Annotated in this window: 12 protein-coding genes; 5 read left to right on the top strand and 7 right to left on the bottom strand. The window is 67.9% G+C overall.

Annotated elements, in window-relative coordinates; all coding sequences use genetic code 11:
* Positions 1–51 precede the first annotated feature (51 nt).
* From QC818_RS08355 to QC818_RS08335, 5 genes are all read right to left on the bottom strand, one after another.
* Complete coding sequence (locus tag QC818_RS08355) at positions 52–969, bottom strand: LysR family transcriptional regulator (RefSeq protein ID WP_309652388.1); 918 nt, start codon at positions 967–969, stop codon at positions 52–54.
* Between the two features lie 108 nt (positions 970–1077).
* Entirely contained in the window at positions 1078–2082 is a 1005-nt protein-coding gene (locus tag QC818_RS08350; RefSeq protein ID WP_309652387.1) for a metal ABC transporter solute-binding protein, Zn/Mn family, read from the bottom strand.
* A gap of 15 nt (positions 2083–2097) precedes the next feature.
* Positions 2098–2994 (bottom strand): metal ABC transporter permease, encoded by an 897-nt coding sequence (locus QC818_RS08345; RefSeq protein ID WP_309652386.1) that lies wholly within the window; start codon positions 2992–2994, stop codon positions 2098–2100.
* Positions 2978–3712: a metal ABC transporter ATP-binding protein gene (locus tag QC818_RS08340; protein WP_309652385.1), complete on the bottom strand. Its 735-nt coding sequence runs from the start codon at positions 3710–3712 to the stop codon at positions 2978–2980. Before QC818_RS08340 ends, QC818_RS08345 begins: the two co-directional genes overlap by 17 nt.
* Positions 3712–3861: a hypothetical protein gene (locus tag QC818_RS08335; RefSeq protein WP_309652384.1), complete on the bottom strand. Its 150-nt coding sequence runs from the start codon at positions 3859–3861 to the stop codon at positions 3712–3714. Before QC818_RS08335 ends, QC818_RS08340 begins: the two co-directional genes overlap by 1 nt.
* A gap of 191 nt (positions 3862–4052) precedes the next feature.
* Between QC818_RS08335 and QC818_RS08330 the strand changes: the two genes are divergently transcribed.
* Positions 4053–4580: a cytochrome b gene (locus QC818_RS08330; protein ID WP_309652383.1), complete on the top strand. Its 528-nt coding sequence runs from the start codon at positions 4053–4055 to the stop codon at positions 4578–4580.
* Between the two features lie 60 nt (positions 4581–4640).
* Here QC818_RS08330 and QC818_RS08325 read toward each other — a convergent pair whose 3' ends face one another.
* Both QC818_RS08325 and QC818_RS08320 read right to left on the bottom strand, forming a co-directional pair.
* Positions 4641–6167 (bottom strand): alkaline phosphatase D family protein, encoded by a 1527-nt coding sequence (locus QC818_RS08325; RefSeq protein ID WP_309652382.1) that lies wholly within the window; start codon positions 6165–6167, stop codon positions 4641–4643.
* A gap of 203 nt (positions 6168–6370) precedes the next feature.
* On the bottom strand, positions 6371–7240 hold the full coding sequence (locus QC818_RS08320) for a WYL domain-containing protein (protein WP_309652381.1): 870 nt from the start codon (positions 7238–7240) through the stop codon (positions 6371–6373).
* A 158-nt stretch (positions 7241–7398) separates the two neighbouring features.
* On the opposite strand from QC818_RS08320, the gene cas1f reads away from it, so the two are divergent.
* The 4 genes from cas1f (at position 7399) to csy2 (ending at position 14252) form a co-directional block, all read left to right on the top strand.
* Complete coding sequence (cas1f, locus tag QC818_RS08315; RefSeq protein WP_309652380.1) at positions 7399–8373, top strand: type I-F CRISPR-associated endonuclease Cas1f; 975 nt, start codon at positions 7399–7401, stop codon at positions 8371–8373.
* Positions 8370–11738 carry a type I-F CRISPR-associated helicase Cas3f gene (gene cas3f / locus QC818_RS08310; protein ID WP_309652379.1) on the top strand — a complete coding sequence of 1123 codons (3369 nt, stop codon included), beginning with the start codon at positions 8370–8372 and terminating at the stop codon, positions 11736–11738. The genes cas1f and cas3f overlap by 4 nt, the downstream gene beginning before the upstream one ends.
* Positions 11739–11896: 158 nt before the next feature.
* Positions 11897–13273, top strand: coding sequence for a type I-F CRISPR-associated protein Csy1 (gene csy1, locus QC818_RS08305; protein ID WP_309652378.1), 1377 nt, complete (start codon positions 11897–11899; stop codon positions 13271–13273).
* Positions 13266–14252 carry a type I-F CRISPR-associated protein Csy2 gene (csy2, locus tag QC818_RS08300; protein ID WP_309652377.1) on the top strand — a complete coding sequence of 329 codons (987 nt, stop codon included), beginning with the start codon at positions 13266–13268 and terminating at the stop codon, positions 14250–14252. Before csy1 ends, csy2 begins: the two co-directional genes overlap by 8 nt.
* Positions 14253–14266: the final 14 nt, after the last annotated feature.

Below are 14266 nucleotides of genomic sequence, written 5' to 3'. Positions count from 1 at the left end.
GGGCGTACTCTAGCCCCGGAGGAGGTCGGGATAATCTGCTGGTTATGAACATCACTGTTGCGAAATAGGCGACAATTCCAGGTTCCGCTCCCACACCGGCGGGTCGCCCCAGGCCTCGGCCAGGAAGTCGAGGCAGGCCGTCACCTTGGCGGGCAGGTAGCGCCGGGCCGGGTAGACGCCGTACACCCCCAGCACCTCCGGCGTGGCCTCGGGCAGCACGGGGACCAGCCGGCCCGCGCGCAGGCTGTCGGCGACCAGGAAGCTGGGCTGCTGGGCGATGCCCAGGCCGGCCTCGGCGGCCGGCGTCAGGACGTCGCCGTTGTTGGTGTCCAGCGGCCCCGAGACCGTCAGGCGTCGCCCGTCCACCCGCCAGTCGCCGCCCCGCGAGGTCAGATAGCGCAGGCAGCGATGGTCGGCGAGTTCCTCCACCGTGCGCGGCTCGCCGTGGGCCGCCAGGTAGTCGGGGGAGGCGCAGAGCACCATGCGGCAGCGGGTCAGGCGGCGGGCCACCAGGCTGGAATCCGGCAGGGCGCCGATGCGGATCGCCAGGTCGTAGCCCTCCTCCAGCAGGTCGACGCGCCGGTCGTTGAGGTCCAGGCGGACCTCCAGGTCGGGGTGCTCGGCCATGAAGCGGGCGACCAGCGGCGAGAGGTGGCGGATGCCGAAGCTCATCGGGCCGTTGAGGCGTAGCCGGCCGCGGACCTCGCAGAGCCCGGCGCCGGCCTCGGCCTCGGCGTCCTGCAGGGCCTGGAGGATGCCCTGGGCGCGCAGCAGATAGCGCTCGCCGGCCTCGGTGAGGTGCAGGCGCCGGGTGGTGCGCTGGAGCAGGCGCACGCCGAGATGCTCCTCGAGTTCCATCACCTGGCGTGAAGCGCGGGTGCGCGACAGGTCGAGCGCCTCGGCGGCGCGGGTGTAGCTGCCGAGCTCGGCGACCCGTACGAAGACGGTCATGGCATCCAGCAGGTTCATGAGGGCGCTCCCTGGCGTGGCCGACGGGGCTATCTTCGCACGGCCGTCCCGAAACGACGACGGCGCCGCCCGAGGGCGGCGCCGTGCCAAGCGTGCCGGGGAAGCGGCTCAGTGGTCGTGGTCGGCATGCGTGTCCTCGCCGGCCAGGGCCTCGTGCAGCAGCCCGGCGTTGTGGCGCATCATGCCCAGCCAGCTGCTGGCCTCGCCCTCGCCGGCCAGGGCGTCGGCATAGAGGGTGCCGGCGACCGGCAGGCCGGTCTCCTCGGCGAGCTGCTCGATCATCGCCGGGCTGGTCATGTTCTCGTGGAACAGCGCCTGGACGTCGCGCTCGCGGATGACGTCGATCAGCCGAGCCATGTTGGCCGCGCTGGGCTCGGCCTCGGTGGAGAGCCCCACCGGGGACAGGAAGTCCACGTCGTAGGCCCGGGCGAAGTGGCCGAAGGAGTCGTGGCCGGTGATCACGCTGGCGTGCTCGGGCAGCGTCGCCAGCCGGGCCTGGATCTCGGCGTCCAGGGCGGCGATCTCCTCGAGATAGCGGTCGGCACGCTCGCGGTAGGCGGCCTCGTGGGCCGGATCGACCGCGATCAGACCGTCGCGGATGTTGCCGACGTAGAGCGGGCCGAGCCCCAGGTCCTGCCAGGCATGGGGGTCCAGGCCGCCATGGTCGTGATCATGCTCGCCCTCGTGGGCCCCGTGCTCATGCGCCTCATGGTCACGGCTCTCGTCGTCGTGGTGGTGCTCCTCGTGAGCGTCCTCCTCGCCGGCCGCCAGCGCGGCCTCGATGCCGTCGGTGGCCACCACCACCGGGCCGGCGTAGTCGCCGGCGCCGGTCAGCCGCTCCATCCAGCCCTCGAAGCGCAGGCCGTTGAACACCACCAGGTCCGCCTCGCTCAGGGCGCGGGCATCGCCGGGCCGCGGGGTATAGACGTGGGCGTCGCTGTCGGCTCCCACCAGGGCGGTGACGTCGACGTGCTCGCCGCCGATCTCCTCGACCATGTCGGCGAGGATGCTGAAGCTGGCCAGCACCCGGACGCGATCATCGGCCTGGGCGGCGGGCAGGGACAGCAGGGCGGCGGCACCGACGAGCAGGGCGCGGGGGGTAGCAAGGGGCATCGAGATCACTCCGGGTCATCCATCGGAAGAAGGGGCGGCGGCCAGCGGCGCGGCGCGGCGGCGCCAGCGCGCGGACAGGCTGTGCTGGCGGCCGAACAGCGCCGAGACGACATAGCCCAGGCCGGCCAGCAGGATGATGGCCGGCCCCGAGGGCAGGCCGAGGTGGTAGGAGATCAGCAGGCCACCGGTGCTGGCCGCCAGGGCGATGCCGATGGCGATGGCCATCAGGCCCTCCAGGCGGTTGCTCCAGAAGCGCGCGGTGGTGGCCGGCAGCATCATCAGGCCCACCGCCATCAGGGTGCCCAGCGTCTGGAAGCCGGCGGTGAGGTTGAGCACCACCAGGCCCAGGAAGACGCCGTGGACCACCCCGCCGCGCACGCCCTGGCCGCGCAGGAACAGCGGGTCCAGGCACTCCACCACCAGGGCGCGGAAGATCACCGCCAGGGCGACGACGATCAGGCTGGCGATGCCGGCGATCAGCAGCAGGGCCGTGGTGTCCACGGCCAGGATCGAGCCGAACAGCACATGGGTGAGGTCCACGCTGCTGCCGCCCAGCGACACCAGCATCACCCCGGCGGCCAGCGAGATCAGAAAGAAGCTGGCCATGGCCGAGTCCTCGCGGTGGCCGGTCATCTGCGAGACGCTGCCGGCCAGCACCGCCACCAGCAGCCCCGAGAGGATGCCGCCCAGGCTCATGATCGGCAGCGAGAAGCCGGCGAACAGGAAGCCCAGGGCCACGCCGGGCAGGATGGCGTGGGCCATGGCGTCGCCGATCAGGCTCATGCCCCGCAGCATCAGGAAGACGCCCAGCGGCGGGGCGGCCAGCGACAGCGCCAGGCCGGCGACCACGGCGCGCTTCATGAATCCGTACTCGAAGGGGGCGACGAGCCAGGCGTCAAGCAGTGCCAGCATGGGAGGCCTCGGGAAAGTCGATGGGCAGCCGGGGGGCGCGGGGCGCCAGGCCGGCCTGGCGCTCGAGCAGGGACTCGGGCGAGACCCAGCGGCCATGGCCGCCGGACAGCAGCAGGACGTCGTCGGCCAGGCGGGCCAGCTGCTCCATGTCGTGGAGCACCACCAGCAGGGTGGCGCCCTCGCGGGCCATGTCGCGCAGCACCTCCATCAGCACCTCGACGGTCTCGCCGTCGACGTTGGCGAAGGGCTCGTCGAGCAGCAGCAGCTCGGCCTCCTGCATCAGGGTGCGGCCGAGCAGGGCGCGCTGGCGCTGGCCGCCGGAGAGCTCGCCGAGCTGGCGGTGGGCCAGCCGCGAGATGCCCAGCCGGGCCATGATCTCGCGGCCGCGCCGGTAGTGGGGGCCGCAGTAGCCCTTGAAGGCGCCGTGGCTGGGCCAGGTGCCGGTCATGATCAGCTCCTCCACGCTCATCGGGAAGGACAGATCCAGGGCCAGCTGCTGGGGCAGCCAGGCGCAGCGCTCCTTGGGCACCCGGCATTCGACCCGCCCGGCCACCGGCGCCAGCATGCCCATGATGGCGGCGATCAGGGTGCTCTTGCCGGCGCCGTTGGCGCCGATCAGCGCGGTCACCGCGCCGTCCTGGAAGCGGCCGTCCAGGTGCTCGAGCACCGTCTGGCCGCCCCGGGCGAGCTGCAGGTCGTGGAGCTGGAGCCGCGCCATCAGTGCCAGCCCCCCGCGGCCCAGGCCACCGCCAGCCACAGCGCCGCCAGCGGGGCGGCGACCAGCAGCAGCCGGCGCGGCGCCGACAGCGACATCAGGGAAAAGTGGCAGGGCCCCTCGGGGCGATGGCGATGGGGTCGGTGTGCCATGGTGATGCGTCTCCGGAAAACTGCAGAAAGTTATAACATAACAGTCGGGATGCCGGCCAATGCCCGGCCGGCATGGCCGAGCGGGACGCCGGCGGATTTGCATAATCCTTGCGCGTTGTCGTCATCTCCGCGCCGACGACGCTCGCTATCATGGCGCCTTCCCCTTTCATCGGCCACAAGGAGCGAGTGCCATGAACTCATCGACCCCCGACCGCTACGGCCGGATCAGCCGCCTCCTGCACTGGGGCATGGCGGCGCTGTTCGCCGCGCAGTTCATCACCGCCGGCGTGCACTTCGTGTTTCCGGATACCGCCCTGGAAGAGGCCGTGTGGGGCGCGCACGTGCCGCTCGGCGTGCTGCTGGCCGTCGCCGGAGTGCTCAGGGGCCTGTGGGCGCTGGCCGATCGCCCGCGCCGGCCGGCGGCATGGAACCGCGCCGCTCCCCTTGGCCATCTGGCGCTCTATGCCCTGATGGTCGCCGTGCCGGCCCTGGCGCTGCTGCGCCAGTACGGCTCCGGGCGGCCCTTCTCGCCCTTCGGCATCCCGCTGATGCCGGGCTTCGAGGGCGACGAGATCGAAGGGCTGACGGCCTTGGGCGGGCTGCTCCACGGCGAGCTGGGCTGGGCACTGCTGGCGCTGATCCTGGGCCACATCGGCATGGTCGTGTGGCACCGTCGCGCGGGCGGGCAGGACGTGCTGGCGCGCATGCGGGCCCGTTGATCCCCGGCCGCGACAGGCCCTGGCCGACCACCGCGCGGCGGTCGGCCAGGGGAGGGGCACTCAGCCTCTCTGCGGCTCGAGCACCTGCCGGTGCAGGGCCGCCCCCGATGCATCCATCAGGGTGACGGTGAGGGTCTCGCTGTCGCCGTCCAGGTCCACCTGGCCGAAGAACTGGTAGCCCTCGGCGGGGGACATGTTGGCGCGCCCCTCGGGCGGCGCCTTCTGGAACACCACCTCGGGCCCGAAGGTGGCATCGAGCTCCCCCGGGCCGAAGGTGCCGGCGTGCAACGGGCCGCTGACGAACTCCCAGAAGGGGGCGAACTCCTTGAAGCTGGCCCGCTCCGGCGAGTAGTGGTGGGCGGCGGTGTAGTGCACGTCGGCGGTCAGCCACACCACGTTGTGGATGGCCTCGTCGCGAATGGCCCGGAGCAGCCGGGCGATCTCCTGCTCGCGTCCCAGCGGGCCGCCGGCATGGTCGTTGGCGACGGCCTCGAAATGGTCGCCATCGCGCACGTTCAGGCCGATGGGCATGTCGGAGGCGATGACCTTCCAGGTGGCCCGGGAGCGGCGCAGGCCGTCGAGCAGCCAGCGCAACTGTTCCGAGCCGAGCAGGCTGGCCGCGTCGCCGCCGTCTTGCCGGTTGCGGCTGTTGGCGGCGCGGAAGCTGCGCATGTCCAGCATGAAGACTTCCAGGCCGGGACCATAGGCGAAGCGCCGATGGATCCGCCCGGGGGCCTCGGGGCGCTGGCGGAGCGGCATGTACTCCAGGAAGGCGCGCCGGGCCCGGGCGGAGAGCAGCGAGACATTCTTCTCGGTATAGCGCGCGTCGTCGAGGATCTCGCCGGGATACCAGTTGTTCGTGGTCTCGTGGTCGTCCCACTGGGCGAGCATGGGCACCTGGGCATTGAAGCGCCGCACGTTGGCATCCAGCAGGTTGTAGGCGTGATTGCCGCGGAACTCGTCGAGGGTCTCGGCCACCTTGCGTTTGGCGGGCGTCACCAGGTTGCGCCACAGCTCGCCGTTGGGCAGCTCCACGCGCTCCTGGAGGGGGCCGTCGGCGTAGACCGTGTCGCCGGAGTGGATGAAGAAGTCCGGCTGCTGGCGCAGCATGGCGTCGTAGGTGGTCATGCCGCCCCGGGACTCGTCGATGCCCCAGCCCTGGCCGGCGGTGTCGCCGGACCACACGAAGCGCACGTCGCGGCGGGTCGTGGGCGGCAGCCGCAGTTGGCCGGTGACCGGCTCGCTGACGGCGCGGTGGTCGCCCAGGGCCTCGAAGCGGATACGGTAGTGGGCGGTATCCATGCCGGCCAGCCCGGTGGCGTCCAGCTTAGCGGTCAGGTCGGTGGCCGGCAGGGCCTCCGGGCCCAGCAGCCGGCGGGCGCCGCGGAACTCGGGGTTGTCGGCGATCTCGAGCAGCATCCGCGCCGGCCGGTCGACCCGCGACCAGAGCATGGCGCGGTCGGCGAGCATGTCGCCGCTCATCACCCCGGAGGGGATCCGGGGGCGGCGGCCCTCGGCCAGGATGATGGAGGGGGCGGCGAGGGTGGCGCCCAGGGCGGCACCGCCCTTGAGGCCAAGGCTTAACACATTCCGTCGCGTCAAACGCATGGGGCACTCCTGAGGATGGAAGACCCCGGCATCCTGGCAGGGCGCCATGACAGCCTCTTGGCGGCCAGGTGACAGCTACGCTTCGTGACCGTGCTGCCACACGGCGGCGCGCAGGGCGGCGGGGGAGGCGGCAATCGGCGAAGAAACCGCCGGGCGCGCGCCGTCGTTCGGCGTCGGCCGCCTCAGGCCCACAGGATCCACTCGGCCAGGGCCTCGCGGTTGGCGACCTCGATCTGCTGGGCGCGCGGCTCGGCCTCCACATGGTGCGGGTTCACCCCGAGCTCGCGCAGGGCATAGAGCACCAGCGGCCCGCGGCAGTGAAGGGCGAGCTCGCCGTCCTGCATGCCATAGTCCACGGCCAGCATCTCGCGTTCCTCGGCGGGCAGGCGGCGATCGGGGATCAGGCGCACCTCGACGCGGGTCTGCCAGGCCTCGTCGCCGCTCCGGCCATGCTCGCCCAGCATCTCGCCGGCGTCCTCCGGCACTCCGCGGAAACGGCTCAGCACGAAGTCCCGAAAGTCGCGGTGCTTCTCGCAGTAGGCCCGCACGTGCCAGCGCCCGGCGGCGAACACCAGGGTATGCGGCACCAGGATGCGCTCCTCCCCGGCCGGGTTACGGAAGGAGGCATAGGTCACCTCCAGCCGGCGGCCCGCTCGGGCCGCCTTCACCAGCTCGCGGACCACGTGTGGATCGACCGCCCGGCTCGGCAGCGGCAGCGACTCGGTGTCCGCCGCCCCCAACCCCAGGCCCGCGAAGGGCGAGTCCAGGTCCGCATGTGCGCCGAGCAGCTGTAGGTACTCCTCGACCCGGCCCCGGGTGAAGCGGGGCTGGAAATCCGCCGTGGGCAGGAAGCCGCGCCGGGACTCGTCGTAGGTCAGGTTGCCCGGCGCCTGCTCCCGGTAGCGCCGCAGCACCTTCTGGGCCTGCTGGCGGCCGATGCCGAAGGCCTCGCCGAGCTGCGCGGCCACCACCCGGCCCTCCCAGAACGCCAGGATCTCGACCAGCCGATAGCGGGCCAGGGTGTCCCAGGTGAGCGATGCATTGGCGGGCATGGGGCCTCCTTCCATGGTTGCCGTGCGTTCGATGATGACCCGAATCAGGACCGGGTTGAAGAGTATGGTGGATGGGCGTTCAGGGGATGGCGAAGCCGAATTAGGCGTGCTTGGATGGGGGGACAGCCAAGAAGCGACACAGGGAGGTCTCAGGCTCCATGGATGATTTCTCGCCCTCTGAACTGAAGACCATCCTGCACTCCAAGCGGGCCAACCTTTACTACCTTCAGCACTGCCGGGTACTGGTCAACGGCGGTCGCGTCGAGTACGTCACCGACGAGGGACGCCAGTCGCTCTACTGGAACATCCCCATCGCCAACACCACGTCGCTGCTGCTAGGCACCGGTACCTCCATCACCCAGGCGGCGATGCGTGAGCTGGCCAAGGCTGGGGTGTTGGTCGGTTTCTGTGGTGGTGGCGGCACGCCATTGTTCGCCGCCAACGAAGTCGATGTGGATGTGGCCTGGCTCACACCGCAGAGCGAATACCGGCCGACCGAGTATCTTCAGCACTGGGTTCGGTTCTGGTTCGATGAGGAGCGGCGACTGGAAGCGGCTCGGGCGTTTCAACTGGCGCGGCTGGCCAGGATCGAAGCGTTATGGGTCGGACGGCCACTCAAAGAGATGGGGTTCTCCGTGACCGCTAAGGCCTTGCAGGATGCGCTCTGCCATCATCGCGAGGCCATCCGAGAGGCGCCCAGCACGACCGATCTGCTGACGCTGGAGGCGCGCCTGACCAAGACCCTCTTCAAGCTCGCCTCCCAGGCGGTGAACTATGGTGATTTCAACCGTGCCAAGCGCGGGACCGGTACCGATCCTGCCAACCGTTTCCTCGATCACGGCAATTATCTGGCCTATGGATTGGCCGCCACCGCGACCTGGGTATTGGGAATACCGCATGGCCTGGCGGTGCTTCATGGCAAGACACGCCGCGGTGGCCTGGTATTCGATGTGGCCGATCTGGTCAAGGATGCGGTCATTCTGCCTCAGGCATTCTTGTCCGCCATGCGTGGCGACGAGGAGCAGGAGTTCCGGCAGGCCTGTATCGAGCGGCTGACCCGCACCGAGTCCCTCGACTTCATGATCGATACCCTCAAGGCCGTCGCCGAAGACCTGGGAGGGCCGGGCGCATGAACGTGCTGCTGGTATCCCAGTGCAGCAAGAATGCTCTGGTGGAGACGCGTCGTATCCTCGATCAGTTCGCCGAGCGTCGCGGCGACCGCACCTGGCAGACGCCGATCACCGAGGCCGGGCTCGATACCCTGCGCCGGCTGCTGCGCAAGACGGCGCGCAAAAACACGGCCGTAGCCTGTCACTGGATCCGGGGGCGCGATCACAGCGAGCTGGTGTGGATCGTCGGCGATGCTCGCCGTTTCAACCCGGAAGGTGCGGTGCCCACCAACACCACCTCGCGAGATATCCTGCGCGGCGGCGACGAGAACGACTGGCATACGGGCGAGGATATCTTGCTGCTGGCGGGGCTCGCCGCTTTGCTGCATGACCTGGGTAAGGCATGTCAGGCCTTCCAGCTTCGGCTCGCAGGCAAGCTGGAAGGGCGAAACCTCTACCGCCACGAGTGGATCTCGCTGCGACTGTTCGCGGCCTTCGTCGGTGACGACGATGATGCCGGCTGGCTGGAACGCTTGGCATCTTCCGAGCCCTTCCAGGACGCCGACTGGCTGGAGCGGTTGGCGCGTGACGGCCTGGATGGCGAGCCGGCACCGCCGTTTCGTCATCTGCCGCCTGTGGCGGCCGCCATCGGTTGGCTGGTCGTTACCCACCACCGCCTGCCGATGATGCCTGGCGAGAGGCGCGATGGCGCCGATCGTCAGGCGCGCCCGGTGGTTCAGGCCGAGCAGTTGCGGGACCTGCCCGGCATGATCACCGCCGACTGGAACGAGATTGCCGAGTCGCGAGAGGTGACCCGGCTGGCGCCCTACTGGACCTTTGATCATCCTCTGCCGGTCACCACCGCGAAGTGGGGGGAACGGGCCCGACATATCGCGCGGCGACTGCTCGCGCGCCAGACTCGACATACCGGGCCCTGGCTGGATAACCCCTATGTCATGCACCTGGCGCGGCTCGGCCTGATGCTGGCGGATCACCACTACTCCAGCCTGGAAGATCCCAGCCAGAGGGTTCGCGGTGAGCCCGACTATCCGCTCCATGCCAATACGGTGCGCAAGACAGGGCACTTCAACCAGCCCCTGGACGAGCACCTGCTGGGCGTAGAGAAGCACAGCGCCGCCATCTGTCGTGCCCTGCCCAGCCTGACACGTCATCTGCCCCGCCTGGCGCGTCACAAGGGGTTCCGCAAGCGCAGCGACCATCCCCGCTTTCGTTGGCAGGATCGGGCCTTCGACCTGGCCCAGTCGCTACGCGAGCGAAGCGAACGTCAGGGGTTTTTCGGCATCAACATGGCGTCCACCGGCTGTGGCAAGACCCTGGCCAATGGCCGCATCCTCTATGCCCTGGCGGCCCCCCGGCAAGGCGCGCGCTTCAGCGTGGCGCTAGGGCTGCGCACCCTGACCCTGCAGACCGGGCAGGCCTATCGCGAACGTCTCCGGCTCGGCGAAGACGAGCTGGCGATCCGCGTGGGCGGCAGTGCCAGCCGCGCCCTCTTCGAGCACCATGAGCGCGAGGCGGAGCGCACCGGCTCGGCCTCGGCCCAGGCGCTGACGGAAGACGATGGCCATGTCCTCTACGAGGGCGACTTCGAGGGGCATCCGGTATTGCGCCGGCTTGGAGATCCCTCGAGCAGGGCGCTGGTCGCCGCGCCGATACTGGTCTGTACCGTCGATCATTTGGTGCCGGCCACCGAGGGCGCGCGAGGCGGGCGTCAGATCGCTCCCATGCTGCGCCTGATGGGCAGCGATCTGGTGCTCGACGAGATCGACGACTTCGATATTAATGACTTGCCGGCATTGACGCGCCTGGTGCATTGGGCCGGGGTGCTCGGCTCGCGGGTCTTGCTGTCCTCGGCGACCTTGCCCCCGGCCCTGGTGCGAGGTCTATATGAGGCTTATCGGGATGGCCGTGCGCATTATCAGCGTAACCGTGGCGAGCCGGGAGGCCCGGTAGACATCTGCTGTGCCTGGTTCGATGAGCACGATCGCCAGCATGCCGACTGCACCGATGGCAAGGCATTCGGCGAGGCGCATCACCGTTTCGCGACCCGCCGCCATGGCCGGCTGGCGAAAGCCCCGGTTCTTCGGCGTGCCGAGCTGGCGCCACTCGAGGGACTCGGTCAGCGCCGCGAGGAGATTCGCCAGGCCTTCGCCGCACGGTTGCGCGACCACGCCGTCACGCTGCATGGCCGGCACTACAGCGTCGATCCCCATAGCGGCAAGCGGGTCAGCTTCGGCCTGATTCGCATGGCCAATATCGAGCCGATCGTCGATGTTGCCCAGGCGCTGTTCCGCTTGGGCGTGGCCGAGGGCCAATGCATCCACCTCTGTGTCTACCACTCCCAATATCCGCTGCTGATGCGCTCGGCCATCGAGCGGCGTCTCGATCGTGCTCTGGATCGTCGTGATGCCGAGGCCGTGTTCGACCTTCCCGATATCCGCCGGCGCCTGGATGCCTCCGCCGAGAGAGACCAGCTCTTTATCGTGCTGGGGAGCCCCGTGACAGAGGTCGGCCGGGATCATGACTATGACTGGGCCATCGTCGAGCCTTCCTCGATGCGCTCGCTGATCCAACTGGCCGGCCGGGTACGGCGCCATCGCGACGGCGAATGCAACACGCCCAATCTCATGGTGCTCGATACCAACCTGAGCCATCTGGAGAGTCCCGATCGGCCGGCCTTCTGTCGCCCCGGCTTCGAGACAGAGGGCTGGCCCCTCGACAGCCATGCGCTGAGTGAACTGTTGCGCCCTGAGGAGTGGGAGGTGATCGATGCCCGACCCCGCATCGTCGAGCGTGAGACATTGCAGCCGCGAACCAGCCTCGTCGACCTCGAACACGCCCGCCTCGAGCGCTACATGGTGGCGCCTCCGTTGGAACCAGTGCCGGAGGTGCCGGACGATCTCGACAAGTTGACGCCTCGCCAGCGTCGGCGTTTGAAACGTGAGCCGCCTGCACCACCACTGGGCGCCTATACCTGGTATGCCATGCCGCGGGTGAACCTGGTCGGCGTCATGCCTCAGTGCCAGCCCTTTCGGCGTCAGACCACTCCGCAGGTGGAGCTTGTGCTGCTGCCTGATGAGAGCGGTGACGACTGGGAGCTGCGCCAGATCCGTGATGGGCAGAGGCGTGGCGAGACGCTCTACGTCAAGGTCGAGGACAGCCTGCTGCGGCGTATCGACCCCTTGGAAGACGCCGGCCCGCGTATTCGTCCTTGGGCCGAGGCGGATTACCTGGAAGCCCTGGTGGCACTGGCGGATGCCATGGAGCTGCCGCTGGAGGAGGCGGCCAGGCGCTTTGGATGGGTCTCCATGCCGGATAGCACCCAAGGGTGGTGTTTTCATCCGGTGGTGGGGTTCAGCAAGCGGCGCTGAAACGAGTTGGGCCGGCTGGCGCCGGCCCCTCTGCCTGTGCGGCAGCCTGTAATCCCTAAGGGAAAAATCATGATTTTCTGAGCTGCCTTGCGGCAGGTCTCCAGAGTAGCTAGGTTTAAGTGAAGGGTCATTTTTCCCTTAACCCTAAGGATAAAATAATGATGGATGAAAATTCGGCCACGCCTAACTCCACTCGCCAGACGATCCGTGCCTTGATCGAAGCGTTCCTGAAGGAGCGCTTCGAGACCAAGGCCGAGAAACTCGCCGAGGACGATCCCAAACGCGAGGCCTTGGCCGAGCAGTTCGAGCTCGAGGCCTGGGTCGACAATGCCGCGCGGCGAGTGAGTCAGCTTCAGGTCGTGACTCACTCCCTCAAGCCGATCCACCCCGATGCCAAGGGCACCAATCTCTATGTGCCACCCGAGACGCTGACGAACCATGGCCTGGTTGGCAGCCATGCGCTTCCCGAGGCTTTCCAGGCCGATGTGGTCGGCAATGCGGCGGCATTGGATGTCTACAAGTTCCTAAAGCTTGAACATGACGGCAAGTCCCTGCTCGAGCGGGTACTCGAGGGGGATGTCGAACTGGCGAACGCCTTGAGCCAGGATCCGGCGCAGGCGAAGGAATGGATGAGGGCCTTCGCCGCGATCACCGAGCCCCGCGGTGAGGCATCGTCCCATGCCAATGCCAAGCAGCTCTACTGGTTGGCGAAGGACGACGACCCTGCGGATGATCAGAGCTTCCACTTGCTGGCGCCGCTATATGCCACCTCGCTGACGCATCGTGTCTTCCAGACCATCAACGAGGATCGTTTCGCTGAACCCGCCAAGCTGGCACGAGAGGCGCGGCGCAAGACCCTGGCCTCCGAGACAGGCTACCGGGACTACCCCAATCTGGCGGTTCAGAAGCTGGGCGGCACCAAGCCGCAGAACATCTCCCAGTTGAACAGCGAGCGGGGCGGCAATAATTACCTGCTGGCCTCGTTGCCGCCCAACTGGGTTTCGCGGGAGGTTCGGGTGCCGCTGGGTACGGACTCGGTCTTTCCTCGCTTTGGCCGCCGCCGCGAGGTGCGCCAGCTGGTGAGCGACCTGCGACGATTTCTCGAGTCAAACCCTGGCCAGAATTACGAGACACGTGACCTGCGGGACGATCTGAACGCCGCGCTGATGGACGAGCTGATGGTCTTCAGCATGGAGTTACACCGTCTTCCACCAGGGTGGAGCGGTGACTCTAAATGTCGCCTGGCGGTCGAGGAAGCCTATTGGTTGGACCCCGGACGGGCGATGGAGGATGAAACCTTCCGCCAGGCACGAGAGGAGGCGGATTGGCCGAGCGAGGTGAGAAAACGTTTCGCCAACTGGTTGAATCGACAGCTCGACCGCAAGTTACCCATGGGGGATGCCGAGCACCGACGCTGGGACAAGATGCTGGAGCGCGACCCCGGCTTTCAACGCTGGCTGGAGCGTGACCGGCGTTGGATGGAATCCCTGGAGCGTGAACTGGATGACTGGCAGGAGGGGGTGAGCCATGAGTGAGACCAAGAATCTGTTAATCCTGCCTCGCCTGCGTGTGCAGAACGCCAATGCGATTTCCAGCCCGATGACATGGGGTTTCCCCGCCATGAGTGCCTTCGTCGGTTTGATGCATGCGCTGGAGCGAAAGCTGCCCGAACACCTCGATCTGGAGTTCCAGGGGGTCGGGGTGATCTGTCATGACTATCAGGCGCAGGCGGCATCTAATGGTTTTACCCACAGCTTTCACCTGACTCGAAACCCTGTCGACAAATCGGGCAATACGGCCGCTATTGTGGAGGAGGGGCGGATTCATCTCGAGATCACTCTGGTCTTCGCCGTCCGTGGCGAGTCCTGTTATGGCGCTGATGAGGAAACCCAGCGAGTCGCGCGTGAAACTGCCGAGATCGTCTCGGGCATGCGTATCGCAGGGGGGAGTGTAGTACCACCTTCGCTTGGAAAAGCATCGCGGCCGCGCCCCTGGCTGGAACAGCTGGATGACGACCCCGAGGCCCGTGCCCTTCAGTTCAGGCGTTTGCGTCGCCGCTGGTTGCCGGGCTTCGCGCTGGTCTCTCGTGATGATCTGCTGACCCAGCGGTTGGCGGGGATGCGTGAACAATCTCCCGAGGCCAACGTCCTGGATGCCTGGCTCGACCTGTCACGGCTCAATCATGAATGCCGAGTGAAGCAAGTGGAGATCGAGGGAGGCAAGCCTCGGGAGGAGGTGAGTTGGGAGATCCGTCGCCGGCCCGGCTGGCTTGTGCCGATTCCCGTCGGATATGGCGCGATCTCCCGGCTGTTCGAGCCCGGCGAGGTCACCCGTGCCCGCGATGCCAGCACCCCGTTCCGTTTCGTCGAGAGCCTCTATTCCATCGGGCAATGGGTCAGTCCACACCGTCTCTCGAATCCGGAGGAACTGCTCTGGTACGTGGATAACGATCTCGATGCCGGACTCTATCGGTTGGCTAACGACTTCCCGGCCCGCCACACCGCCACCCAGTGAAGAAGAAGGAATTG

The sequence above is a fragment of the Halomonas koreensis genome (genome assembly GCF_031451675.1).
Lineage (GTDB): Bacteria > Pseudomonadota > Gammaproteobacteria > Pseudomonadales > Halomonadaceae > Halomonas > Halomonas koreensis.
This window is presented reverse-complemented; position numbering and strand designations above follow the sequence as displayed.

What these genes read in the sequence shown, in the direction of transcription:
- QC818_RS08330 (WP_309652383.1), top strand. Translation starts at nt 4,053, where the DNA reads ATGAACTCATCGACCCCCGACCGCTACGGCCGGATCAGCCGCCTCCTG.
- cas3f (WP_309652379.1), top strand. Translation starts at nt 8,370, where the DNA reads ATGAACGTGCTGCTGGTATCCCAGTGCAGCAAGAATGCTCTGGTGGAG.
- csy1 (WP_309652378.1), top strand. Translation starts at nt 11,897, where the DNA reads ATGATGGATGAAAATTCGGCCACGCCTAACTCCACTCGCCAGACGATC.
- QC818_RS08345 (WP_309652386.1), bottom strand. Translation starts at nt 2,994, where the DNA reads ATGCTGGCACTGCTTGACGCCTGGCTCGTCGCCCCCTTCGAGTACGGA.
- csy2 (WP_309652377.1), top strand. Translation starts at nt 13,266, where the DNA reads ATGAGTGAGACCAAGAATCTGTTAATCCTGCCTCGCCTGCGTGTGCAG.
- QC818_RS08340 (WP_309652385.1), bottom strand. Translation starts at nt 3,712, where the DNA reads ATGGCGCGGCTCCAGCTCCACGACCTGCAGCTCGCCCGGGGCGGCCAG.
- cas1f (WP_309652380.1), top strand. Translation starts at nt 7,399, where the DNA reads ATGGATGATTTCTCGCCCTCTGAACTGAAGACCATCCTGCACTCCAAG.
- QC818_RS08335 (WP_309652384.1), bottom strand. Translation starts at nt 3,861, where the DNA reads ATGGCACACCGACCCCATCGCCATCGCCCCGAGGGGCCCTGCCACTTT.
- QC818_RS08320 (WP_309652381.1), bottom strand. Translation starts at nt 7,240, where the DNA reads ATGCCCGCCAATGCATCGCTCACCTGGGACACCCTGGCCCGCTATCGG.
- QC818_RS08355 (WP_309652388.1), bottom strand. Translation starts at nt 969, where the DNA reads ATGAACCTGCTGGATGCCATGACCGTCTTCGTACGGGTCGCCGAGCTC.
- QC818_RS08350 (WP_309652387.1), bottom strand. Translation starts at nt 2,082, where the DNA reads ATGCCCCTTGCTACCCCCCGCGCCCTGCTCGTCGGTGCCGCCGCCCTG.